The sequence below is a fragment of the Bacteroides sp. MSK.18.37 genome (assembly GCF_019129155.2).
GTDB lineage: Bacteria > Bacteroidota > Bacteroidia > Bacteroidales > Bacteroidaceae > Bacteroides > Bacteroides ovatus.
The window spans coordinates 4166861-4191878 of the sequence record NZ_JAHOIB020000001.1 but is presented as its reverse complement, the minus strand read 5'-3'; the positions used below and the strand labels follow the sequence as shown (position 1 = coordinate 4191878).

General features: G+C 43.2%; 24 protein-coding genes. 16 read left to right on the top strand and 8 right to left on the bottom strand.

Translation table 11 applies throughout. The features are described from left to right. The 5 genes from KSX81_RS16195 to KSX81_RS16175 are packed head-to-tail and all read left to right on the top strand — an operon-like array spanning window position 1 to window position 5844. Entirely contained in the window at window positions 1-1491 is a 1491-nt protein-coding gene (locus tag KSX81_RS16195; protein WP_052587873.1) for a phytoene desaturase family protein, read from the top strand. After that, window positions 1484-3181: a C45 family peptidase gene (locus KSX81_RS16190; protein ID WP_004297278.1), complete on the top strand. Its 1698-nt coding sequence runs from the start codon at window positions 1484-1486 to the stop codon at window positions 3179-3181. The genes KSX81_RS16195 and KSX81_RS16190 overlap by 8 nt, the downstream gene beginning before the upstream one ends. Next, window positions 3165-4460, top strand: a complete 1296-nt coding sequence (locus tag KSX81_RS16185) for a phenylacetate--CoA ligase family protein (protein WP_004297277.1) — start codon at window positions 3165-3167, stop codon at window positions 4458-4460. The genes KSX81_RS16190 and KSX81_RS16185 overlap by 17 nt, the downstream gene beginning before the upstream one ends. A 56-nt stretch (window positions 4461-4516) precedes the next feature. Next, window positions 4517-5086, top strand: a complete 570-nt coding sequence (locus tag KSX81_RS16180) for a hypothetical protein (RefSeq protein WP_059365526.1) — start codon at window positions 4517-4519, stop codon at window positions 5084-5086. A 17-nt stretch (window positions 5087-5103) separates the two neighbouring features. Then, complete coding sequence (locus KSX81_RS16175) at window positions 5104-5844, top strand: hypothetical protein (protein WP_004297275.1); 741 nt, start codon at window positions 5104-5106, stop codon at window positions 5842-5844. 277 nt (window positions 5845-6121) lie between these two features. Here KSX81_RS16175 and KSX81_RS16170 read toward each other — a convergent pair whose 3' ends face one another. Continuing rightward, window positions 6122-6982 (bottom strand): phosphodiester glycosidase family protein, encoded by an 861-nt coding sequence (locus KSX81_RS16170; protein ID WP_004297274.1) that lies wholly within the window; start codon window positions 6980-6982, stop codon window positions 6122-6124. Window positions 6983-7245: 263 nt separating this feature from the next. Here KSX81_RS16170 and KSX81_RS16165 point away from each other — a divergent pair, with 263 nt between their 5' ends. From KSX81_RS16165 to dnaG, 11 genes are all read left to right on the top strand, one after another. Next, window positions 7246-7467: a DUF3791 domain-containing protein gene (locus KSX81_RS16165; protein ID WP_004305471.1), complete on the top strand. Its 222-nt coding sequence runs from the start codon at window positions 7246-7248 to the stop codon at window positions 7465-7467. Window positions 7468-7490: 23 nt separating this feature from the next. Continuing rightward, complete coding sequence (locus KSX81_RS16160; protein WP_004297271.1) at window positions 7491-7946, top strand: DUF3990 domain-containing protein; 456 nt, start codon at window positions 7491-7493, stop codon at window positions 7944-7946. Next, on the top strand, window positions 7943-8173 hold the full coding sequence (locus KSX81_RS16155) for a hypothetical protein (protein WP_004297270.1): 231 nt from the start codon (window positions 7943-7945) through the stop codon (window positions 8171-8173). The genes KSX81_RS16160 and KSX81_RS16155 overlap by 4 nt, the downstream gene beginning before the upstream one ends. A gap of 205 nt (window positions 8174-8378) precedes the next feature. Then, window positions 8379-10097, top strand: a complete 1719-nt coding sequence (recJ, locus tag KSX81_RS16150) for a single-stranded-DNA-specific exonuclease RecJ (RefSeq protein WP_004305474.1) — start codon at window positions 8379-8381, stop codon at window positions 10095-10097. Further along, on the top strand, window positions 10090-12000 hold the full coding sequence (locus tag KSX81_RS16145) for an ATP-dependent DNA helicase RecQ (RefSeq protein ID WP_138293815.1): 1911 nt from the start codon (window positions 10090-10092) through the stop codon (window positions 11998-12000). The genes recJ and KSX81_RS16145 overlap by 8 nt, the downstream gene beginning before the upstream one ends. Window positions 12001-12038: 38 nt before the next feature. Further along, window positions 12039-13001, top strand: a complete 963-nt coding sequence (locus KSX81_RS16140; RefSeq protein ID WP_004297267.1) for a tetratricopeptide repeat protein — start codon at window positions 12039-12041, stop codon at window positions 12999-13001. Between the two features lie 300 nt (window positions 13002-13301). Further along, a complete protein-coding gene (locus tag KSX81_RS16135) occupies window positions 13302-14150 on the top strand; it encodes a prephenate dehydratase (protein WP_004297266.1) in 849 nt (282 codons plus the stop codon). Further along, window positions 14125-15303 carry a pyridoxal phosphate-dependent aminotransferase gene (locus tag KSX81_RS16130; protein ID WP_032844052.1) on the top strand — a complete coding sequence of 393 codons (1179 nt, stop codon included), beginning with the start codon at window positions 14125-14127 and terminating at the stop codon, window positions 15301-15303. Before KSX81_RS16135 ends, KSX81_RS16130 begins: the two co-directional genes overlap by 26 nt. Before the next feature lie 90 nt (window positions 15304-15393). Then, on the top strand, window positions 15394-16455 hold the full coding sequence (locus KSX81_RS16125; protein WP_004297264.1) for a bifunctional 3-deoxy-7-phosphoheptulonate synthase/chorismate mutase type II: 1062 nt from the start codon (window positions 15394-15396) through the stop codon (window positions 16453-16455). A gap of 155 nt (window positions 16456-16610) precedes the next feature. Beyond that, the gene (locus KSX81_RS16120; RefSeq protein WP_004297263.1) at window positions 16611-17384 is read left to right on the top strand and encodes a prephenate dehydrogenase; all 774 of its coding nucleotides are present in this window, start codon (window positions 16611-16613) and stop codon (window positions 17382-17384) included. A gap of 106 nt (window positions 17385-17490) precedes the next feature. Next, window positions 17491-19572 (top strand): DNA primase, encoded by a 2082-nt coding sequence (dnaG, locus tag KSX81_RS16115; RefSeq protein ID WP_004315469.1) that lies wholly within the window; start codon window positions 17491-17493, stop codon window positions 19570-19572. Between the two features lie 29 nt (window positions 19573-19601). Here dnaG and folE read toward each other — a convergent pair whose 3' ends face one another. The 7 genes from folE to ndk all read right to left on the bottom strand — a co-directional run bounded on the left by folE (window position 19602) and on the right by ndk (window position 25017). Beyond that, on the bottom strand, window positions 19602-20192 hold the full coding sequence (folE, locus tag KSX81_RS16110) for a GTP cyclohydrolase I FolE (RefSeq protein ID WP_004297261.1): 591 nt from the start codon (window positions 20190-20192) through the stop codon (window positions 19602-19604). A 7-nt stretch (window positions 20193-20199) separates the two neighbouring features. After that, on the bottom strand, window positions 20200-20643 hold the full coding sequence (locus KSX81_RS16105) for an SPOR domain-containing protein (RefSeq protein WP_004297260.1): 444 nt from the start codon (window positions 20641-20643) through the stop codon (window positions 20200-20202). A gap of 140 nt (window positions 20644-20783) precedes the next feature. Further along, complete coding sequence (gene tpiA / locus KSX81_RS16100; protein WP_004297259.1) at window positions 20784-21539, bottom strand: triose-phosphate isomerase; 756 nt, start codon at window positions 21537-21539, stop codon at window positions 20784-20786. A 107-nt stretch (window positions 21540-21646) separates the two neighbouring features. Next, window positions 21647-23005 carry a BT_3928 family protein gene (locus KSX81_RS16095; protein WP_004297258.1) on the bottom strand — a complete coding sequence of 453 codons (1359 nt, stop codon included), beginning with the start codon at window positions 23003-23005 and terminating at the stop codon, window positions 21647-21649. Then, on the bottom strand, window positions 22995-23537 hold the full coding sequence (locus KSX81_RS16090; protein WP_004297257.1) for a DUF1599 domain-containing protein: 543 nt from the start codon (window positions 23535-23537) through the stop codon (window positions 22995-22997). The genes KSX81_RS16095 and KSX81_RS16090 overlap by 11 nt, the downstream gene beginning before the upstream one ends. A 122-nt stretch (window positions 23538-23659) precedes the next feature. After that, window positions 23660-24532: a peptidoglycan DD-metalloendopeptidase family protein gene (locus tag KSX81_RS16085; protein WP_004297256.1), complete on the bottom strand. Its 873-nt coding sequence runs from the start codon at window positions 24530-24532 to the stop codon at window positions 23660-23662. Window positions 24533-24552: 20 nt separating this feature from the next. Next, window positions 24553-25017 carry a nucleoside-diphosphate kinase gene (ndk, locus tag KSX81_RS16080; protein ID WP_004297255.1) on the bottom strand — a complete coding sequence of 155 codons (465 nt, stop codon included), beginning with the start codon at window positions 25015-25017 and terminating at the stop codon, window positions 24553-24555. Window position 25018 lies beyond the last annotated feature (1 nt).

Sequence of the window (25018 nt, the reverse complement as noted above, 5' to 3'; positions counted from 1 at the left end):
ATGAGCAAATATGACATCATCATTATCGGCAGCGGCCTTGGCGGACTGGAATGCGGAGCGATTCTTAGCAAAGAGGGATTCAACGTATGCGTAGTAGAAAAAAATGCGCAATTCGGCGGATGCTTCCAGACTTACCAACGAAAAGGGCATCTGTTAGATACGGGTATTCATTATGTAGGAAGCCTGGATGAGGGTCAAGTGATGAACCAGTATTTCCGCTATTTCGGTATCATGGACAAGCTGAAAATAAAACGCTTGGACGATGCTGCTTTTGATACGATCTACTATAAAGGAAAAACATACGATTATGCAATGGGATACCCGCAGTTTATTGAAACCATCTGCCGTTCCTTCCCGCATGAGAAAGAAAACTTGAAATGCTATGCCGAACAGCTTCAAGCTGTCGGAAACCTGATTAGCGTAGACCACCTGAAACAAGGCACACTCGCTTTGGAGGGTATGAAATACTTTTGTACCTCTGCCGCCCACCTGATTGCGGATATCACTCCGGACCCCGCCTTACGAAATGTACTGGCAGGTTCAGCTTTACTCTACGGAGGTTTGAAAGATGTCTCCACTTTCTACCAGCATGCCATGATTAATCACTCCTATATTGAAGGCGCCTACCGTTTTGTAGACGGAAGTATGCAAGTCAGTCTGGAGCTAATCAATGTAATCCGGGCAAACGGAGGGACTGTGCTCAATAACAGTGAAGTCACCCGCATCATCGTTGAAAACGAAAAGGTACAAGGGGTTATCATCAACGGGGAAGAGCGACTGGAAAGCGACTTCGTCATCTCCAATATGCATCCCCAACGGACATTGGAGATACTGGATAAAAACCGTAGCATCAAGAATGCCTATATTTCCCGCATCCGTTCGCTGGAAAACACCTACGGCATTTTTACGCTCTACCTGGTAATGAAGAAAAAAAGCACTCCTTATCAGAACCGCAACCTGTATCTGCATGCGAACAATAAAGTGTGGTATGATAAACTGCTCTATCCGGGACGGACTACCAACTGTATGATTTCCATGCAAGCGTCTTCCGAGGACAGTCAATATGCCAGTGTCATTTCCATCCTGACACCTATGTATATAGATGAACTGTCTGCCTGGAAGGACACGACTCCCGAACATCGGGGAGAAGACTACCAATCCTTCAAAAAGGAGAAAGCAGAACAGATTCTCCGCTTCATCCGAGGACATGGCATTGACCTTTCAGAAAACATAGAAGAGATGTATACCACTACTCCATTAAGCTATCGGGACTATACAGGAACAGTGGATGGTTCCGCGTATGGGATTATCAAAGATTATAAATGTCCGCAAATTGGTTTCGTATCTACAAGAAGCCGCTTGGGAAATCTCTTTCTCACCGGGCAAAACCTGAATGTGCATGGTGCATTAGGGGTAACACTAACTGCCATGCTGACTTGTGCGGAGTTTGTAGGACAAGAATATCTGGCTAAAAAAGTAGGAAATGCATAGAATAGTCAAAAAGACACTCCAATACACGGGCTTCCTTTTCCTGTCGCTCATTGTTCTATTGATAGCCGGAATCAGCTATCTCTACTTTTCTGCGGATATGCAAACGCCCAAACATGAGCAAAGCATGACCACAGACAAAGTGATTGATATAGACAGTCTCCACCTCCGGCATTATGGAGATAACTTTCTCCGGCACAGCGACAGCGGCTTATGGGAATTGTTTGTGAAAGGGGATGCTTTCCAGAGAGGAGAAGCTATCGGGCAACTGTCTTCCGACCTGCTCCACCATCAAGAGAAAGTGTTCGTGGATCAAATTCGTGAGATTGTTCCTTCAGACAGTTATCTGAAATTCCTCCGGTTCTTCATTGTATTATTCAACCGTAATCTGGGTGAGAACGTCCTCGAAGAATACCGCGACGAGATTTACGGAATCTCGCTATCATGTACACATGAGTACGACTTCATCGGCACTCCTTACGAACGCCAGTTGAATTACCATTCGGCACACGACCTGGGACATGCCATGCAAGATTATATGTTAGTGGGATGCAGTTCGTTCGCCACTTGGGGAACACAAAGTGCAGATTCATCCCTGCTGATCGGACGTAACTTCGATTTCTACGTAGGAGATGCCTTCGCAGAGAACAAGCAGGTGGCTTTTTATGTACCGGAGCAAGGATACAGGTTTGCTTCCGTCGGATGGCCCGGTATGATAGGAGTGTTATCCGGCATGAACGAGACAGGTCTTACCGTGACAATTAATGCTGCCAAATCTGCTGTCCCCACAGGTTCCGCCACCCCCATTTCCATCCTGACCAGAGAGATTCTGCAATATGCAGCCACTATTGATGAAGCCTTTGCCATCGCCAAAAAACGGGAAACATTCGTCTCCGAATCCATATTGATAGGTTCTGCCAAAGATGGCAAAGCCGCGATTATCGAGAAATCTCCGGAGAAAACTGTGCTTTTCACCGGAAAAGAAGCCAATCGGCTCATCTGCACCAACCATTACCAATCGGAAGAATTCAGCAAGGACGAACGAAACATGGAAAATATCCGCACTTCCGACAGCCCATACCGTTTTGCACGATTAACGGAACTCATTAATGAGGATCTTCCGATCGATGTCTCCAAAGCCGCCTCTATCCTGCGTGACCACAAAGGCCTGCAAAACACAGACCTGGGACTGGCCAACGAAATGGCCATCAATCAGTTTATTGCCCATCATTCCGTCATCTTCCAACCGGAGAAACGGCTGATGTGGGTATCGACCTCTCCCTGGCAATGTGGGAAATACGTAGCCTATGACCTGAATAAGATATTCAAAGACACGATTGATTGGCAACACGAAATATACAGTTCCGACCTGACCATTCCGGAAGATAAATTCATCGACACACCGGAGTTCCAGCATCTTCTCACGTATAAGAAACTGACTCCGCTTTTATTGAAGAAAATCAGAAAAAAGGAACAGATAGAGGAATCTGTTTTAAAAACATACCAAGCCTCCAATCCTTCCCTATACTATGTATATGAAGTAATAGGAGATTACTACGAGGCCATGCAGCAACCTCAACAAGCCATTGCATACTGGCAACAGGCATTGAAGAAATCCATTCCCAAGTTGCAAGAGAAAGAACGTATCCAACAGAAAATTCAAAAACAATCCAAAGATGGAAAAGAATCCTGAAATTCAGTTCCGCTCACCGGAAGATATCAAAAGCTATCAGGAAGAACAGTTAGCCAAAGCGTTAGCCTACCTGCAAGCACATTCCAAGTTCTATCAACAGATGTTTGCCGAACATCACATTGATATCAATCAAATAAAGACGATTGAAGACTTGCAACAGATCCCCGTCACTACCAAGACGGACTTGCAACTCCATAACGATGATTTCATCTGCGTAGACAAAGAGGAAATTATCGACTATGTGACGACTTCGGGCACATTGGGAGATCCGGTCACTTTCGTTCTCACCTCTGAAGACCTGGACCGTCTCTCTTACAACGAATACCTATCTTTCACCACCACCGGATGCACTAAGCAGGATATTCTTCAATTGATGACTACCATCGACCGCCGTTTCATGGCAGGCTTGGCTTATTATATGGGAGCCCGCGAACTGGGTATGGGAGTGATCCGTGTAGGCAACGGCATCCCGGAACTGCAATGGGACACAATTCGACGGATACATCCGACTTGTGGAATGGTAGTCCCCTCTTTCCTTATCAAACTGATAGAGTTTGCCGAAAAGAATCATATCAACCATAATACCTGTTCCATGCAGAAGTGCATCTGTATCGGAGAAGCATTGCGCAATCAGGAATTCCAGTTGAATACGCTCGGACAGAAAATACACGATAAATGGCCTGCCTTGCAGTTGTATTCCACTTATGCCTCCACCGAAATGCAGTCGTCCTTTACCGAGTGTAATGAATTCCACGGAGGGCATTTGCAACCGGAACTTATCATTGTAGAGTTTCTGGATGATAACAATCGTCCTGTGGAAGAGGGAGAAGCAGGGGAAGTGACGATCACGACGCTCGGAGTCAAAGGTATGCCGTTGCTCCGTTTCAAAACAGGTGATATTTGTTACCACCACACCGATCCCTGTGGTTGCGGGAGAAATACCATCCGCCTAAGCTCCATCCTCGGTCGGAAAGGGCAAATGATTAAATACAAAGGAACAACGTTATATCCGCCTGCATTATTCGACATTCTGGATAATATACCTTCGGTAAAAAACTATATTATTGAAGTTTATACCAATGAATTGGGAACGGATGAGATTCTGATTCGTATCGGAAGCGAGAACCGTAGCGAAGCCTTTGCCAAAGAGATTAAAGATCTGTTCCGTTCGAAAGTCAGAGTGGCGCCAAGCATCAATTTTGAATCGGCAGAGTACATTGCCAAGATACAAATGCCTCCGATGAGTCGAAAAACGATAAAATTCATTGATTTACGATAATTATTTTCTACTTTTGGAAGTTAGTAACCAACTATATCACTTTAACATTAACGTATATGAAAAAACTTATTCTATTCTTATTCTTGAGCACGAGCCTGTTCTGTTTCGGACAAGGCAAGAGTGCATTGAAAGACATTCAGTCTATTAAGTTCTATGGGGTAGACTACTCCCAAGTAAAAATTTTCGGTGCAGATGAATCACCGGCACAATTCAAAGATGCTTTCAGACGTATCAATGAACTGTTCATCACAGAAGCTAAGAAGTATAACGTAGGAAAACAATTGAAAAAAGAAGTGACAGAGATTTCACTGGATGCCGTTAATCAGGTGAACGAAAACATCGACCTGACCGAGCTAATGACTGCTAAAAGAAAATATACTCTTAGTAAAGAGCAAATCAAAGCAGCCATCAACGCATTGCCTATCCAGAAAACACCCGGAGTAGGTATGGTGTTTATCGCACAGTTCCTGGACAAATCAAACAATAGAGGTACGTATGAAGTCGTATTCTTCAATACCGAAACAAAGGAAATCATTGAAGAATGGATAACAGATGGAAAAGCACGTGGTTTCGGATTACGCAACTATTGGGCAGGCTCTATTCATAGCGCACTCAAGAAATTATAAACCAATAACATATAAACATGAGAAAACTACTATTAGTACTGACCTTATTGTTAAGTATCAGTACTTATGTCGCAGCACAGAACTACACAGAAGTAGTGTATTTAAAGAATGGCAGCATTATCAAAGGAGTAATCATTGAACAAGTGCCCAATGTTTCTTTAAAAATCAAAACAAGTGATGGCAGCCTCATCATCTGTCAGATGAGTGATGTGACTAAAATCACAAAAGAAGAGCGGTACACAAGAGATTATCGTAAAGATACCAACGACCGCAAAGCCGCAAGAAATACATTAAAAGGCTATAAGGGTTTTGTAGACTTTGCATATATTGGCGATGTGAGTGACTACAATGCCTCTAAAATTGAATTATCAACCACACATGGTTATCAGTTCAACAATTATTTCTTTGTAGGTGGCGGTGTCGCTCTCAACTACTATACAGATGCAGATCTTGTTGCAGCACCCATCTATGCCAACTTCAGAGCTAACTTCATCAACAAAAAAGTGACTCCGTTTGCCGACGTAAAAGCCGGATATGCTGTAGGAGACATAGAAGGAGCGTATGCTTCAATAGGAGTAGGAGTACGTTTTTCTTTAAAAGGAAAAAAGGCCTTGAATTTAGCTTTGATATATAACTTCCAAGATTATGACACCACAACGGATTATAGTTACAGCTATGGAGGACATTATTATCATAACACTTGGGATGATACATGGGAGTTACATGGAGTAGGAATTAGATTCGGATTTGAATTCTAAGTCTGTTTGCAATACAGATAAATTTCTTACCCTACTATTGCTTTTCACTAATTAATTTTGTATCTTTAGTAATTTTCATCCTTTTGAAGATAGCTAGTCACCTTATAGAATGATAAATGTCACCCTATAAGGTGACATTCGTCTTTTTATAAAGTGCCCATTGTCCCGTTACAACGGGACGACTACCCGACTGCATAAAAAATCACTAGTTTCTGCACTGAAAAGTCTTAATCTATGCACTGAAAGACCTTAAATACAATGATGAATAATGGAAACGTTATTGATGCGTTATATAAAGAATATTAGGAACTTTACGTTCGCCGGCATGGTCAAACCGCCCATTGTCACAAGGATAATTAACGACTCCATTATCCGATGCACCGGACAACCAAAGAGTAGTAGATCCACCTCCATCCAAATTTAATGCATCCTCCCCCCCTAAAACACGAATCAGATGTGCCAATTCCGGAATATTCACTCCTCCTGCTTGTTCAGGAAAACGCCCGTCTACCGTTATCAACAGTATTTTTCCATCCTTAGTAGTAGCAACAGCACTACGAGGGTGCTTCGTCCGGATAAAATTCGGTTCACACGAGTTCCAATCACAAACCTGTCCGTCTTTCAACATTAACGGACCGGAAGCTAGTATCGTACCTGCTTTGCCTTTATAATTCTTTTCTATCTGTTTGTTCCAAGGAATTAATTTCATTCCCCTTTTGCGCACACTAATGGCTCCTGTGACACGCTGTTTAAACTCACTCTGCAGCGTTGTATCAATAACTTGGCGATCCGTCTTCAGGAAACAGACCGAGTTTCCCCGTTTCATGTCAAAATAGGAGCCATTAATGGCTGCAATAGCGTTATATTCAGAAGCAATCTTACTTGTTTCTTTCATTTTATCCGAAACGGCAACATCAACTTTCAAGCCCGCACCGGGATCAACTTCTATCAGACTAACAGACTGGGGTCCCTGATACAATCGGGGGATAGAAGCATACTTATAAATGAGTCCTTTTTGAGGACTTTCCACCTTCCATTGGGCAGATACGATTGCCAAAGAATCGGATGCGGTTTGCCCTTTCAATGTTCCGATAGAACATAAAATCAAGATAGCAATTAACAAGTTTCTTTTTATCATAGATAGAGAAATTAATCATTTAGGCCGCTAAAGCTAGTTAATAATCGCCATTCATCCAAAAATCCCTGTAACTTTCCGCTCGCTCCATTTTCTCTACCTCCCTTTTTTACTATCCAGATAATCCATATCTTCTGACTGCATCTAATTCAGAGTGAGCAACAGAGCTTTAAGTCAACTTTTAATAGCTTCTTATTTTTGATATTGCAGAGTTTTTCCTATCTTTGTTTTCGGAAGGTAATACAAATGAAGAAAGGAGAACCATGATGTCTCGCATAGAGAAAAACAAATTGAATTTTACTGTAGCTTTAATCGCAGAGTTCGCAGCGACTTATCAAATCAAGCAAAAACAGGCATTCAACTATTTGAATCGTTTTAAAGGCCTTGTTTTTTTACAAAAACACTATGAAGTAATGCACACACAATCTTTCGAAGATTCTATTGAAGCTTTATCAATGGTATGCCGTAGAAATGGAGGACAACTGTAATGAAGCTATAACATGGTTCAAATATGGAAATAAACAAGCCGGACCTATCTCGTTCAAAGCCCTTCAAAGACTTTGGCCAAGGATTTTATCTTTCTCCCGGTTATGAACAGGCACATGCCTTAGCCAAACAAAAAACCGATCAATTACAATCCGGAGAGCCATGTGTGACCATCTTCGAACTGGAAGATCAAATAATAAAGACTTCAGATCTGCAAATAAAAATATTCGATGATTACTGTGAAGAATGGGCACAGTTCGTTTTACTCAACCGCGACCGTAGCCATACACATCCTGCACACACTTACGATATAGTCATTGGTCCTATTGCCGACGACGGAGTAACCTATCAGTTACGTCGTTACAGCATGGGAGACATTTCAATGAGCAGATTGATTGAAGAACTAAAATATGCCAACGGGTTGACCATACAATATTACTTCGGCACTGAACATGCCCTTTCATACCTAAAGAAACTATGAAGCTGACGAATACACAAATAGAATGTATGATTGAAGATTTAAGTAGTGAAATCATACGGATACTCATGGAGGAATGGCAGTATAATATGACGCAAGCAATGGAAATCTACTACAATTCCGACACCTTTGAGCGTTTGAGTGATCCGACTACGGGACTTTATTACCAAAGTGCCGGTTACGTGTACGACTTTCTAAAAAAAGAACTGACCACAGGACAAGTTAGTTAGAATAGAGTTTCACACTTGCTTGTCAGCATCCCATATCTTTCACAAGTAAAAAAGCTACCTTTATCAAACCTCTGTTTTCTACAGCCTTGAAATATTTTCGTCTTATCTACTATACACTTCCGCTTTTTTTCGTACTTTTACCCCTTGTTGGAAAGAAGTGCCTTTTCAACCCTTGAGAACAGAAAAAGAAAAAACAATATATAAAATGAATCACAAATGGAATTATCGACCCATTACACCCGAACAGGCAGAGACAAGCCAGACATTGGCCCAGGAACTAGGGATTAGCCCGATACTTGGACAACTTTTGGTGCAGCGGGGAATTACGAAGGCAGCAGATGCCAAGAAGTTTTTCCGCCCGCAATTGCCCGACCTGCATGATCCGTTCCTGATGAAGGATATGGATATTGCAGTAGAACGTCTGAACAGGGCGATGGGAAAGAAAGAACGTATTCTAATTTATGGAGATTATGACGTAGACGGTACTACTGCCGTAGCATTGGTCTACAAGTTTATTCAACAGTTCTATTCGAACCTTGATTATTACATACCCGACCGATACAATGAAGGGTATGGCATTTCTAAAAAAGGAGTGGACTATGCCGCAGAAACCGGCGTAGGACTGATTATTGTACTCGATTGTGGAATTAAAGCAGTAGAGGAAATCACTTATGCCAAAGAGAAAGGGATTGATTTCATCATCTGCGATCATCATGTACCGGATGATGTGCTTCCGCCTGCCGTAGCTATTCTGAACGCCAAACGCCTGGACAATACGTATCCGTACACTCACCTTTCCGGTTGTGGAGTCGGCTTCAAGTTTATGCAGGCATTCGCTATCAGTAACGGTATCGAGTTCCACCACCTGATTCCTTTGCTTGATATTGTAGCCGTGAGTATTGCATCGGACATCGTTCCGATTATGGGTGAAAACCGTATCCTCGCCTACCACGGTCTGAAGCAACTGAACAGTAACCCGAGCATTGGTATGAAGGCTATTATCGACGTATGCGGACTTTCTGAAAAGGAAATCACCGTCAGCGATATTGTGTTTAAAATCGGACCGCGCATCAATGCATCAGGACGTATTCAAAACGGAAAAGAAGCCGTAGACCTGCTGACGGAAAAAGATTTCTCGATAGCGCTTGAGAAAGCCGGACAAATCAACCAGTACAACGAAACCCGGAAAGACCTCGACAAGAGTATGACGGAAGAGGCAAACAACATCGTTGCCAATCTGGAAGGATTAGCCGATCGCCGCTCCATCGTGCTCTACAACGAAGAATGGCACAAAGGCGTGATCGGCATCGTAGCTTCCCGTCTGACAGAAGTGTACTACCGCCCTGCCGTGGTACTGACCCGGACGGATGATATGGCAACAGGTTCCGCACGTTCAGTTTCCGGCTTCGACGTATATAAAGCAATCGAGCATTGCCGCGACCTGCTGGAAAACTTCGGGGGACATACATACGCCGCCGGACTGTCGATGAAAGTGGAAAACGTGAATGCCTTTACCAAACGATTCGAAGAATACGTTTCACAGCATATCTTACCGGAACAAACCAGTGCCGTTATCGAGATTGATGCTGAAATAGATTTCAGGGATATTTCATCCAAGTTCTTCAGCGACCTGAAAAAGTTTAATCCTTTCGGTCCTGATAACACGAAACCTATTTTCTGCACTCATCATGTTTATGATTACGGAACAAGTAAAGTGGTGGGACGCGATCAGGAACATATCAAACTCGAACTGGTCGATAATAAATCGAATAATGTAATGAACGGTATCGCGTTCGGACAGAGCTCACACGTACGTTATATCAAAACGAAACGCTCGTTCGACATCTGTTACACCATTGAAGAAAACACGCACAAGCGTGGTGAAGTACAACTTCAAATCGAGGATATAAAGCCGATTGAATAAGTATCAGGAGATATTAAAGCAATATTGGGGATATGACTCCTTCCGCGACTTGCAGGAGGAGATCATCACCAGTATCGGCGAAGGCAAAGATACACTGGGACTTATGCCGACCGGAGGCGGTAAGTCCATCACTTTTCAAGTGCCTGCTCTCGCCCAGGAAGGGATTTGCATTGTCATTACTCCTCTCATCGCCCTGATGAAAGATCAGGTGCAAAACCTGCGTAAACGCGGCATCAAGGCGCTTGCCATCTATTCAGGCATGACACGGCAGGAGATTCTCACTGCTCTTGAGAATTGCATCTTCGGTAATTATAAATTCCTCTATATTTCTCCGGAACGTCTGGACACGGACATATTCCGTACCAAACTGCGATCAATGAAAGTCTCCATGATTACGGTCGACGAAAGTCACTGTATCTCACAATGGGGATATGACTTCCGTCCTGCTTACCTGAAAATTGCCGAAATACGGACATTGCTACCGGGAATTCCGGTACTGGCACTTACGGCGACCGCCACTCCGGAAGTAGTGAAGGATATTCAAGCCCGCCTGGATTTCCGTGAAGAGAATGTTTTCCGCATGAGCTTCGAACGGAAAAACCTGGCGTATATCGTCCGGCAAACGGATAACAAAACTCAAGAGCTGTTGCATATCTTACGAAAGATACCCGGCAGCGCCATTATCTATGTCCGCAACAGACGACGCACCAAAGAAATCACCGAGTTACTGGTAAACGAAGATATTACCGCCGACTTCTATCACGCCGGACTGGATAATGCCGTAAAAGACCTCAGACAAAAACGCTGGCAAAGCGGAGAAGTTCGTGTAATGGTAGCTACAAACGCCTTTGGAATGGGGATTGATAAACCCGACGTGCGTATCGTATTGCATCTCGATCTCCCCGACTCTCTCGAAGCTTATTTCCAGGAGGCCGGTCGTGCAGGAAGGGATGGTGAAAAAGCGTATGCTGTAATCTTATACAGCAAAACGGACAGAACGACGCTGCACAGGCGCGTTGTGGATACTTTCCCCGACAAGGAGTATATTCTCAATGTCTACGAACATTTGCAGTATTACTATCAGATGGCAATGGGCGACGGTTTCCAATGTGTCCGCGAGTTTAATCTGGAAGAGTTTTGCCGGAAGTTCAAATACTTCCCGGTTCCGGTGGACAGTGCACTGAAAATATTGACTCAAGCCGGCTATCTGGAATATACGGACGAACAGGATAATGCCTCTCGTATTCTTTTCACGATTCGCCGGGACGAACTATACAAATTGCGAGAAATGGGAACGGAAGCCGAAGCACTGATACAGACGATTCTCCGCTCTTACACCGGAGTATTCACCGACTATGCCTATATCAGCGAAGCAACCCTGTCCATACGTACCGGACTGACCCGCGAACAAATTTATAATATACTGGTCACGCTTACCAAACGTCGTATCGTGGATTACATTCCGCACAAAAAGACACCTTATATTATATACACCCGCGAACGGCAGGAACTTCGTTTTGTGCATATTCCTCCTTCCGTCTACGAAGAACGCAAAGCCCGGTATGAAGCCCGCATCAAAGCGATGGAAGAGTATGTCACTTCGGAGAATGTGTGCCGGAGCCGGATGCTGCTCCGTTACTTCGGAGAGAAGAACGAGCACAACTGCGGACAATGCGATGTTTGTCTTAGTCACCGTGCAACCGATGCCCTGACCGAGAATTCTTTCGATTTCGAGGAACTGAAAAAGAAAATATCAGAATTACTCACCCAGAAACCGCTGACACCAATAGAAATAGCCGATAAGATAGAAGCGGAAAAAGAGAGCATCAGCGAAGTCATCCAATATTTATTGGAGGAAGGTGAATGGAAGATGCAGGATGGAATGATACATATTTCAAAATAAGTTACTACCTTTGCAAAGTAACTCAAAAATAACACACCATGCCGAACTTTTTTAAATCTTTCTTCTCCGGTAAGTCGGAAACTCCGGAAAGTGAAAAACAGAAAAACGATCAGAAAAATTTCGAGATTTTCAAATACGACGGTTTACGTGCGCAACGCATGGGACGTCCGGATTATGCAGTAAAATGTTTTATTGAAGCTCTTGCCATCAAGGAAGAGTTTGAAACAATGGGCTATCTTAGCCAACTCTATATCCAGATGGGGGAAACGGCAAAGGCCCGCGAGCTATTGGAAAAGATGGCTGCTATGGAACCTGACGTCACAAGCACTTTCCTGACACTGGCCAATGTATGCTTCATCCAGGAAGATTATCAGGCTATGGAAGAAGCTGCCAATAAAGCGATTGCCATCGAAGAAGGAAATGCCGTGGCTCATTATCTATTAGGGAAAGCCCGTAAGGGACAGGATGACGACCTGATGACTATTGCCCATCTCACCAAAGCAATCACTTTGAAAGATGATTTCATTGAAGCTCGCCTATTACGTGCGGAAGCATTGATGAACCTGAAACAGTATAAAGATATGATGGAAGATATAGATGCTGTGCTCGCCCAGAATCCGGAAGAAGAGACAGCCATGCTCCTGCGCGGAAAAGTGAAAGAAGCAGACGGCAAGGACGAAGAGGCAGAAGAGGACTACAAACTGGTGACGGAAATAAACCCGTTCAACGAACAGGCATACCTTTATTTAGGGCAACTTTATATCAACCAGAAAAAACTGACGGAAGCCATCGGCCTGTTTGATGAAGCCATCGAGCTGAATCCGAACTTTGCGGAAGCCTACAAAGAACGCGGACGTGCTAAATTACTGAATGGTGATAAGGACGGTTCGGTAGAGGACATGAAGAAATCTCTGGAATTGAATCCGAAAGAGGAAGCTGGTCTGAACGGAGAATTCAAGAACCTGGGACCAAAGCCTGAAGCACTTCCCGGCATCTTTTAAGTATCCTTTTCATCTATTTTAGGCAAGAAAACAAAAAAAGTATCGTTTTTTGTTTGCATCTAACAGAAAATTATTACTTTTGCCCCAGAATTAAAAACCAAAGCAAAAAAGATAGATTCGAATGAAATCATTTACTTATGCATATTACTTCTTTTTTTACTTTTACTTTAGCAACAAAGTAGAGCGGGAGTTTGTATGTATCAAGTGACAGTGATGCTTAAGGACTGAATAGAGAAATCAATCATATGAATCCCGCTCCAATATGGACGCGGGATTTTTTTATATAATATATTTAGAACAATGAAAAAGATAGCAATTCAAGGAACACTCGGCTCATATCATGATATCGCCGCACACAAGTACTTCGAGGGAGAAGAAATAGAGTTAATCTGTTGTGCCAACTTCGAAGATGTGTTTACTTCGATACGGAAAGACAGCCAGGTTATCGGAATGCTAGCCATCGAGAATACGATTGCGGGAAGTTTGTTGCACAACAATGAATTGTTGAGACAAAGCGGCACACAGATTATCGGTGAATACAAACTGCGCATCTCGCACAGTTTTGTCTGTCTCCCCGATGAGAACTGGGAAGATCTGACAGAAGTCAACTCCCACCCTATCGCCCTGATGCAGTGTCGCGAATTTCTGAATCAACATCCGCAGTTGAAAGTGGTGGAAGGTGAAGACACGGCCCGCAGCGCAGAAATCATCAAGAATGAAAATCTGAAAGGACACGCTGCCATCTGCTCCAAAGCAGCAGCTGAACGTTACGGTATGAAAGTCCTTCAGGAAGGTATTGAAACAAACAAGCACAACTTCACCCGTTTTCTGGTTGTTGCCGATCCCTGGCAAGTAGACGAACTCCGTCAACATCATGCCAATGCAACCAACAAGGCAAGTATCGTATTCACTCTTCCACATACGGAAGGCAGCCTGTCACAGGTTTTATCCATTCTATCGTTCTATAATATCAATCTGACAAAAATTCAATCGTTGCCTATCATCGGACGGGAATGGGAATACCAGTTTTACGTAGATGTAGCTTTCAACGATTATCTAAGATACAAGCAGTCTATTGCTGCAATCACTCCATTAACCAAAGAACTTAAATTATTAGGCGAATATGCAGAAGGAAAGTCAAACGTATAAAATCGCTCCTGCCGACAGATTGGCAAGTGTTAGCGAATACTACTTCTCAAAGAAGCTAAAAGAGGTAGCACAGATGAATGCAGAGGGAAAGGATGTTATCAGCCTCGGTATCGGAAGCCCTGATATGCCTCCCTCAAGGGAAACCATCGAAACATTGTGCAACAATGCTCATGATCCCAACGGACACGGTTATCAACCGTATGTAGGTATCCCTGAACTGCGCAAAGGCTTCGCTGCCTGGTATCAACGCTGGTATGGAGTGGAACTGAATCCGAATACGGAGATACAGCCTTTAATCGGCTCTAAAGAAGGAATTCTCCATGTTACGCTGGCATTCGTCAATCCGGGTGAGCAGGTGCTAGTCCCGAATCCGGGATACCCTACCTATACTTCTTTGAGTAAAATACTCGGAGCGGAAGTTATCAACTACGACCTGAAAGAAGAAGATGGCTGGATGCCTGACTTCAAGACACTGGAAAAAATGGATCTTAGTCGCGTAAAACTGATGTGGACCAACTATCCCAACATGCCGACGGGAGCCAATGCAACTCCGGAAATCTATGAACGTCTCGTTGACTTTGCCCGTCGCAAGAATATCGTAATTGTGAATGATAATCCGTACAGCTTTATCCTGAACGAAAAACCTATCAGTATTCTAAGTGTACCGGGAGCCAAAGACTGTTGCATCGAGTTCAATTCTATGAGCAAGAGCCACAATATGCCCGGCTGGCGTATCGGCATGCTAGCGTCAAACGCGGAATTCGTACAATGGATATTGAAAGTGAAAAGCAATATCGACAGCGGTATGTTCCGTGCCATGCAACTGGCTGCAGCTACCGCCCTTGAGGCTGAAACAGACTGGTATGAAGGTAATAATAAGAATTACCGCAACCGTCGTCACCTTGCCGGTGAGATCATGAAAGCATTGGGATGCACCTACGATGAGAAACAAGTAGGCATGTTCCTCTGGGGAAAGATTCCTGCTTCCTGCAAGGATGTAGAGGAACTGACAGAAAAGGTGCTGCATGAAGCAAGAGTGTTTATCACTCCGGGATTTATCTTCGGCAGTAACGGAGCAAGGTATATTCGTATCTCACTTTGTTGCAAGGACAATAAGCTGGCAGAAGCTCTGGAAAGAATTAAAAGAATCTAACCTCTTACAAAGAGAGAACGACAGCAGAATGAGACAACAGAACAATTTCAATGAAAACAAGTTATTAAAAGAATAAAAACAAATAAGAATATGGAACTCGAATCAATTTTATTACCGGGCGTTGAAGCTAAAAGACCGATTGTCATTGCCGGCCCGTGTAGCGCAGAAACAGAAGAACAAGTAATGGATACAGCCAAACAACTGGCTGCTAAAGGACAAAAAATATATCGTGCCGGAATCTGGAAGCCGCGTACCAAACCGGGAGGTTTCGAAGGTATCGGTGTAGAAGGTCTTGCCTGGTTGAAAGAGGTGAAGAAAGAAACTGGAATGTATGTTTCTACAGAGGTAGCAACAGCCAAACACGTTTACGAATGTCTGAAAGCGGGAATCGATATTCTTTGGGTAGGTGCACGCACCACTGCTAATCCTTTCGCCGTACAGGAAATCGCTGACGCACTGAAAGGGGTTGATATCCCTGTATTGGTTAAGAACCCGGTGAACCCGGATCTCGAATTATGGATCGGAGCACTGGAACGTATCAACAACGCTGGTTTGAAGCGTCTGGGTGCTATCCACCGAGGTTTCAGCAGTTATGACAAAAAGATCTATCGGAATCTTCCCCAATGGCATATTCCTATCGAACTGCGCCGCCGCATCCCTAATCTTCCGATTTTCTGTGATCCGAGCCATATCGGTGGAAAACGTGAGTTGGTTGCACCGCTTTGCCAACAGGCTATGGACTTGAATTTCGACGGTCTGATTGTAGAAAGCCACTGCAACCCGGATTGCGCATGGAGCGATGCTTCTCAACAAGTTACTCCGGACGTACTCGACTATATCCTCAATCTGTTGGTAATCCGTACGGAAACACAGTCTACCGAAAGTCTGGCACAACTCCGTAAACAGATTGATGAATGTGACGACAATATCATTCAGGAATTAGCAAAAAGAATGCGTGTGGCCCGTGAAATCGGTACTTACAAAAAGGAGCACGGAATCACAGTTCTTCAAGCCGGACGTTACAATGAGATTCTGGAAAAACGTGGCGCGCAGGGCGAACAATGCGGTATGGACAGCGAGTTTATGAAGAAGATTTTCGAAGCCATCCACGAAGAATCAGTTCGTCAACAGATGGAAATTATTAATAAGTAGTTAGAGTGAAGGTGTGTCATAATGAATAATAAAACGCAGATTAACGCAAATTATCGCAGAAATAATTTTATAAGTCGTTGATTAATATATCAATATAGTTGAAATAATCTGCGATAATTTGTGTTTTGACACACTCTCACTAAATAATAAACATTATGAGAATATTAATCCTTGGAGCCGGTAAAATGGGCTCCTTCTTTACTGATATTTTGAGCTTTCAACACGAGACGGCCGTGTTCGACGTCAACCCGCACCAGTTGCGTTTCGTCTATAACACGTATCGTTTCACTACATTGGAGGAGATTAAGGAATTTGAACCGGAACTGGTTATTAATGCTGTTACAGTGAAGTACACGTTGGATGCCTTTCGCAAAATACTGCCTGTATTACCGAAAGACTGTATCATTAGTGACATTGCCTCTGTAAAAACAGGATTGAAGAAGTTCTACGAAGAAAGTGGTTTCCGCTACGTTTCCAGTCACCCTATGTTTGGCCCGACTTTCGCAAGTCTTAGCAATCTAAGCAGCGAAAATGCCATCATCATCAGTGAAGGCGACCACCTGGGAAAAATATTCTTCAAAGACCTCTACCAGACATTACGGTTGAACATCTTCGAATATACATTTGATGAGCACGACGAAACAGTAGCCTACTCGCTTTCTATTCCGTTCGTATCGACGTTCGTATTTGCTGCCGTAATGAAACATCAGGAAGCCCCGGGAACTACGTTCAAAAAGCACATGGCAATCGCCAAAGGGCTGCTAAGCGAAGATGATTACCTGCTTCAGGAAATACTGTTCAACCCACGCACTCCGGGACAAGTGACTAATATCCGGACAGAGTTGAAAAACCTTCTCGAAATAATCGAAAACAAGGATGCGGAAGGTATGAAAAAGTATCTGACGAAGATCCGGGAAAAGATTAAATAATCAATACCGGTGCCAAGATTTAACGATCCCCTGCAAAAAAGTTCTTTGCAGGGGATTTTTTTATGTGTACCTTTGTATCCGCAAAAACGGATTCACAGGAGAAAGAATGATAGATCAAATTACCATAGACCGGATATTGGACGCGGCACAAATTATGGATGTCGTTTCGGATTTTGTCACCCTGCGCAAACGTGGTGTCAATTATGTCGGTTTATGTCCGTTCCACAGTGATAAAACCCCTTCTTTTTATGTCTCTCCCGCTAAAGGATTATGCAAATGTTTTGCTTGTGGAAAAGGTGGAAATGCCGTGCATTTCATTATGGAACACGAGCAGATGTCTTATCCGGAAGCATTGAAGTACCTTGCCAAGAAATATAATATTGAAATCAAGGAGCGGGAATTAAGCGATGAAGAGAAGTTTGTGCAAAGCGAACGCGAAAGTCTGTTTATCGTTAATAACTTTGCACGCGACTATTTCCAGAATATACTAAAAAATCATGTAGACGGGCGTAGCATCGGTATGGCCTATTTCCGCAACCGTGGCTTTCGCGACGACATCATTGAGAAATTCCAATTAGGTTACTGCACTGAAGCCCACGATGCATTCGCCAAAGAAGCAATCCAAAAAGGATATAAGAAAGAGTACTTGGTAAAAACAGGACTTTGCTACGAAACGGACGACCACCGGTTACGGGATCGTTTTTGGGGACGTGTTATTTTCCCTGTACATACGCTTTCCGGCAAAGTGGTGGCTTTTGGCGGACGTGTACTTGCCAGTGCTACGAAAGGGGTCAAAGTCAAATATGTCAATTCGCCCGAATCGGAAATCTACCACAAAAGTAACGAGTTATACGGTATATATTTTGCCAAACAGGCTATTGTAAAACAAGACCGTTGCTTTTTGGTTGAAGGCTACACGGACGTAATCTCCATGCATCAATCCGGCATAGAGAATGTGGTTGCTTCCTCGGGAACAGCCCTTACACCGGGACAAATCCGTATGATTCACCGGTTTACCAACAACATGACTGTGCTTTACGACGGCGACGCAGCAGGTATCAAGGCTTCTATCCGGGGAATTGACATGTTATTGGAGGAAGGTATGAATATCAAAGTCTGTCTTCTTCCCGATGGGGACGACCCAGACTCTTTTGCCCGCAAGCACAACTCAACGGAATTTCAGACTTTTATCTCGGAACATGAAACGGACTTTATCCGCTTCAAAACGAACTTGCTACTGGAGGATGCAGGAAAAGATCCCATCAAGCGTGCGGAACTGATTGGTAATCTGGTGCAAAGTATTTCTGTCATCCCTGAAGCAATTGTCAGAGACGTCTATATCAAAGAATGCGCGCAGCTACTTCATGTAGAAGATAAGCTGCTAGTATCAGAAGTTGCCAAAAGACGGGAAACTCAAGCAGAGAAGCGAGCTGAACAAACGGAACGGGAACGCCGGATGGCTGAAAGAACGGCTATGATGTCACAGGGCAGCACATCTCCTGAAGATGTTCCAATACCTAATGGAGATATTCCGTTACCTCCTGAAGTGGATGGCGGATATACAGATGTTCCTCCTGCTCTGCAGGAAGACAGTTATGCTTCCTTTATTCCGCAGGAAGGAAAGGAAGGGCAGGAATTCTACAAATTCGAGCGACTGATATTACAGGCGGTAGTTCGTTATGGAGAGAAAATCATGTGTAACCTGACCGATGAAGAAGGAAACGAAATTCCGGTAACCGTCATAGAGTATGTGGTTAATGATTTGAAAGAGGACGAGTTAGCCTTCCATAATCCGCTGCACCGCCAAATGTTATCGGAAGCTGCTGCACACATGCACGATTCCAACTTCATTGCCGAACGTTATTTCCTGGCACATCCTGATCCGGTAATCAGTAAATTGAGTGTAGACTTGATTAATGTGCGTTATCAGCTTAGTAAGTATCACTCCAAGTCCCAAAAGATTGTGACGGATGAAGAGCGGCTCTATGAAATGGTTCCGATGTTAATGATTAACTTCAAGTATGCAATCGTAACAGAGGAATTGAAGCACATGCTTTATGCCCTCCAAGATCCTGCTCTTGCCCATGATAATGAGAAATGCGACTCACTTATGCAACGCTATAATGAGTTGAGAACCGTACAAAGCATCATGGCAAAGCGGTTGGGAGATCGCGTCGTTTTACGATAAACTTATTTGTTTAGTGAGCAGAAAATAGATTATACTCTTCCGTGTTGAATCAGATTCATAAACTCTTCACGAGTCTTTGCCTGATTGAAAGCTCCGGTAAAGTCAGAAGTAGTAGTAATAGAGTTTTGTTTTTCTACACCACGCATCTGCATACACATGTGTTTGGCTTCCACCACCACCATTACTCCCAGTGGATTCAGCGTTTCCTGAATGCACTCTTTGATTTGCAGTGTCATGCGTTCCTGCACTTGCAGACGATGAGAGAATATATCGACTACACGGGCAATCTTACTCAACCCTGTGATATAGCCATTAGGAATATAAGCCACGTGCGCCTTTCCGTAGAACGGCAACATGTGATGTTCACAAAGAGAGAAGAAATCGATATCTTTCACAATCACCATCTGGCTATATTCTTCCTGGAATTTAGCGGAGCGAAGCACTTCGTGAGGGTCCATGTGATACCCTTTCGTCAAGCTTAACATCGCCTTAGCCACCCGTTCCGGAGTTTTCAATAACCCTTCCCTTTCGGCATCTTCACCCAACAAAGTTATAATACTACGATAATGACTCTTTAACTCCTCCAGATTCGGAGAAACAATTTCTTCTTTTTCTAACATGATACAATTATAAAGGAATATTGATCTGGTCTCTTACAATAGAAACCTCTTTAAACACACCGGTAGCTTTCAACCGACGCATCATTGCGTCCGCTTCTTCAATGCTACGGAAATCACCTACACGACAAAGCCAACGAGGCGGATTGAACGAAGTATATACCGTCAATTCAGGAAAATACTCTTTCACACGCGATGCTACATGATAAGCATCATTCTTCGCCTGACGAGTATTGTTACCGGCATACGCCTGGATTCTGAATCCGGAAGTCTTTATTACTTTCTGTTCACCTGTTGCAGGACGTTCCATACCTATCAGAGCCTCGATGCGGGGATCTTGATGGATAGTCACCTTTCCTTGCCCCGGAATGTTACGTTCCAAACTCTTGATAATACTTTGCGCTTGCGCAAAAGTAGCTGTCAAAACAAACAATAGGGTAAGTAAAACTTTCATTATTAAACAGTTGATTGTTGATAAATGATAAATGACAGTTAGAGAATGACAGTCGGAAAATGATAGTTGAAAAGATAAACGATAGTCGATAGCAGGCTATACTACATAGCAACTATCAACTATCATTTATCAACTATCATTTAATTGAAGGCATCAATGATACCTTTGAAATCAGATACTTTCAAAGCAGCACCACCAATCAAACCACCATCAACGTCCGGGTTAGCGAACAGTTCTTTAGCGTTAGAAGGTTTGCAACTACCACCGTAAAGGATAGAAGTATTGTCTGCGATTTCTTTACCATACTTGTTAGCTACGATAGAACGGATGAAAGCATGGATTTCCTGTGCTTGTTCAGGAGAAGCAGTTTTACCTGTACCGATAGCCCAAACCGGTTCGTAAGCCAATACAATCTTAGAGAAGTCTTCAGCAGACAGAGAGAATACAGATTCCATCTGTGCAGCTACCACTTCGTTCTGCTTGTTAGCTTCGCGTTCTTCCAACACTTCACCGATACAGAAAATCGGAGTCAGACCGTTAGCCAAAGCCAATTTTACTTTTTCTTCCAGGATAGCAACTGTTTCACCGTAGTATGCACGACGTTCAGAGTGTCCCAGAATTACATATTTTGCACCTGTAGAAGCAACCATTTCAGCTGAAACTTCACCTGTATATGCACCTGAAGCTTTGTCTGCACAGTTTTCAGCACCTACACCGATCTTTGCAGCGTCTACCAACGGAGTAACAGAAGCCAGGTGGATAAACGGAGTACAGATGATTACATCACAGTTAGGCTTTTCGTTAGCCAATGCTTCGTTCAATTCTTTAGCCAAAGCGATACCCTCTTGAAGGGTTTTGTTCATTTTCCAGTTTCCTGCAACAATGTTCTTTCTCATTTTGTTTTTTATTTTAAAGGGTTAATAAATTTACGATTTCACGATTGACAATTGAACGATCGGAATTAGCGTTCGTTACAGAGGCCGCTCGTTATCATTTATTTTTTTTATTCTTGTTCTTCTATTTTCGGATTCTCCGTTTTTAATTCTTTGCTTTTCATCTCTTCCTCTTGTTGCTTCCGCTTCGCGTTTTTCCGTTCTCTGCGGCGAACGACCAAAACATCCACCCCAAGCACTAACAACAATGGAATAACAAACCATAAGAATACATATCCTACCGTATGAGTGTCACTGCTCACCTTCTGCTTTCCTAACGACAGATTTTCCAGTTTGTCCGTCAGCACATATTCATCCGGTATATCCTCATCGCTCCATTTATTCAAAATTGTTCCGTTCTTAATCAGTATCAATCCCGGATTGGAACGAACCATCGTCTTTAATGTAATATCATCCATCTGACAGAAAGGATATTCGGCTCCCGTCTTGTCCTTCCACAATTCGATCTGTTCTTCCGGTGAAGAAGTGAGGCAATAAAACTTATAGCCATGCTCCACCGAATAGTCATATATCTCATTAATCAAATCAATGTTACTATCATCCGCCTCTTCAATCCGATGGGCAACCAACAGGAAGGTGTATCCTATATCCGTCAATACATCGTCTGTTATATCCTCGCCCGTATTCAGATCAATCATAGAGAAATCGTGAATAGCCGGTTCATATCCTTTTTCCTTCAGGATTGTCCGTGTGTCGACAAATGTCCAGGTACTATCCGGATAGTTATCCAACGTAAATTCTTTCTTCTCTCCGTTCTTTTCCAAGATAAAGATGCTTTCATATACACTCGGTTTCGCTCCTTCGGGCATTGTCATTCCTTCCAGAATATTCTTTCCGATCTTGTAAGGACGAAAGTCTAAAACAGGCAGACGGTCCAGACAATAGAACGACAAAGTAAATACAAAGAACAACGTATAGAGAGAAACCAGCCACTCCATTTTCACACTGATAAAACGAACCAGCATCCTTCTGTGACGGAAAGCCATCATTGCTGCAAACAGCAGAACTATATTCTTACCGAATGTCTCCCAGTTCGTCAACACCCAGGCATCTCCAAAACAGCCACAGTCCGAAACCGGATCAAAGATGGCAAGATACAAGGTCAGTGGTGTCATGAAAATCATCAGCATCAAAGCCAACGAAGTAGCCAATGTTCTTCTGGTAGCAAAAAATAAGGAGATACCGATAAAAAACTCAACGGCTGACAAGATGATGCCTCCCAATAAAGGGAAGAATGAAGGGAACCAGGAAGCCATTCCGAATGCGGTCAGATAATCCTGGATCTTATACTGGAACCCCAGTGGATCAACTGCCTTTACAAATCCGGAAAAGATGAACGATGCCGCCAAAAGAAAGCGACACGTATTCGCCACTACCTCCTGAATGATATGTAAGTTCTTATCCTTCAAATTCTATCTTAATCAGTCCGAAAACAGAGTAATTAATCATATCCATATAATTGGCATCAATTCCCTCTGACACCAATGTGTTGCCGGCCAGGCTCTCAATCTGCTTGGTACGGTAAATCTTCATCAAGATCAAGTCTGTGTAAGAGCTGACACGCATGCTCCGCCAGGCTTCATCATAATCATGGTTTTTGGCAAGCATCAGGTCTAATGCCTCTTTTGCATACTTATCGTATAAAGCCATCGCTTCTTCATTGCTGATGTCGGCAGACTCGGCATAACCCAATTCCAACTGGATGAGCCCGACAATGCCATAATTGACAATCGCAATAAACTCAGCACGGATTCCCTCATCAATCAAGGTCACTCCTTTGGTTTCAATACTACGAATCCGATTGGCTTTAATAAAAATCTGGTCAGTCACCGAAGCCGGACGCAGGATACGCCATGCAGGCCCGTAATCGTGCAGCTTCTTGGAAAATAAGTCACGGCACAAAGCGATGACATGTTCAAATTGTTGCTTGGTATCTTTCATCTTCTTCCAAATAGTGCGCAAAGGTAACAATAATTAAGTAAAAACAGAAAGAGGGCACTCTAAATTATATTAAAGTGCCCTCTCCTAAAGATATTGTATTACTGTTTTATAAGCTATATTTTTTATGAACAACGCAAAACCTGTCCGATACGCAAAGTAGTGGTCGGTTTGATACGATTCAGTTTGCAAAGCGTGCTGACTGATACGCCACGCAATTTAGCAATGCGGGACAATGTATCGCCACTCTTCACCTTATGATAACGGATAGTACCGTCAGCCACTTGGGTATCATGAGAGCCTGCACGTTTCACACCTTTTGTTTTGCGGAACGTATAAGTATCGGCAACGATATCCTGTTTTGGAAAGTCAAACATATAAATCGGATTAATTGCAATTCCCAGGAAGCGGGTTTCGAAATGAAGATGCGAACCTGTAGAACGTCCGGTGTTACCACCCAACCCGATCGGTTCACCAGCTTTTACCAACTGATTTTCTTCAACCAACTGCTTAGACAAGTGTCCATATATAGTTTCCAATCCATTATCGTGACGAATGACTACATATTTACCGTACCCTCTGCGTTCATATTTCACAATACGTACCTTACCATCAAAAGCAGAAACAATCGTATCACCGATATTAACTTTTAAATCAAGGCCATTATGCATTCTTCTCCAACGCGGGCCAAAAGGCGAAGTTATTTTTGTACTCGGAGTCGGCATACGAAAACCCGTCAGGTCAATTGTATATGTTTCCGGAATAATCGCATTTCCATAAGAATGCGCATATTGATTATTCCAATTCGGATAAAGACTTAAAGCGGGATATTCGGATTGTTCGGCACGGATTTGCTTCTGCAATGCCAAAGAATCTACTGATTTTAATTTTTTGTCTATCGGTGCCTGGCGGGCAATCAGGTCTTGTGAGAAAGAGCTCAAGCTGACCATAGCCGCAACAGCGACCAATCCTGTTTTAATAATGCAATTGAAATTCATTCCTTTTTTATCAATTCTATTTAATATTCGTCATTTGCATACAGGTAGTTAAATGTTGCCTGCTTGTAATCGAATATTTCTTCCGGTTTAAAAAATCTCTTTAATTCAATAGCCGCAGTCTCCGGAGAATCAGAAGCATGAACTATATTTTCCTGAAAGCTCATGCTGTAATCCCCACGAATGGTACCCGGGGCAGCCAGACGTCCATTAGTTGGTCCCGCCAACGTACGGACTGTTTGAATAGCATCCACATCTTCGAAACAACAAACAATGACAGGAGCTGTCATCATCGAATCTTTCACACGCTGAAAGAAGGATTTGCCGCTAAGGTGGGCATAATGTTCGCTCAACAATTCATCAGTCAGTTGCATCATCTTCATGCCAGCCAACCGTAATCCTTTACGCTCAAAGCGATGAGTAATCTCACCAACCAATCCCCGTTGAAGGGTACACGGTTTTAAAATGACCAGCGTTTTTTCAAGCATA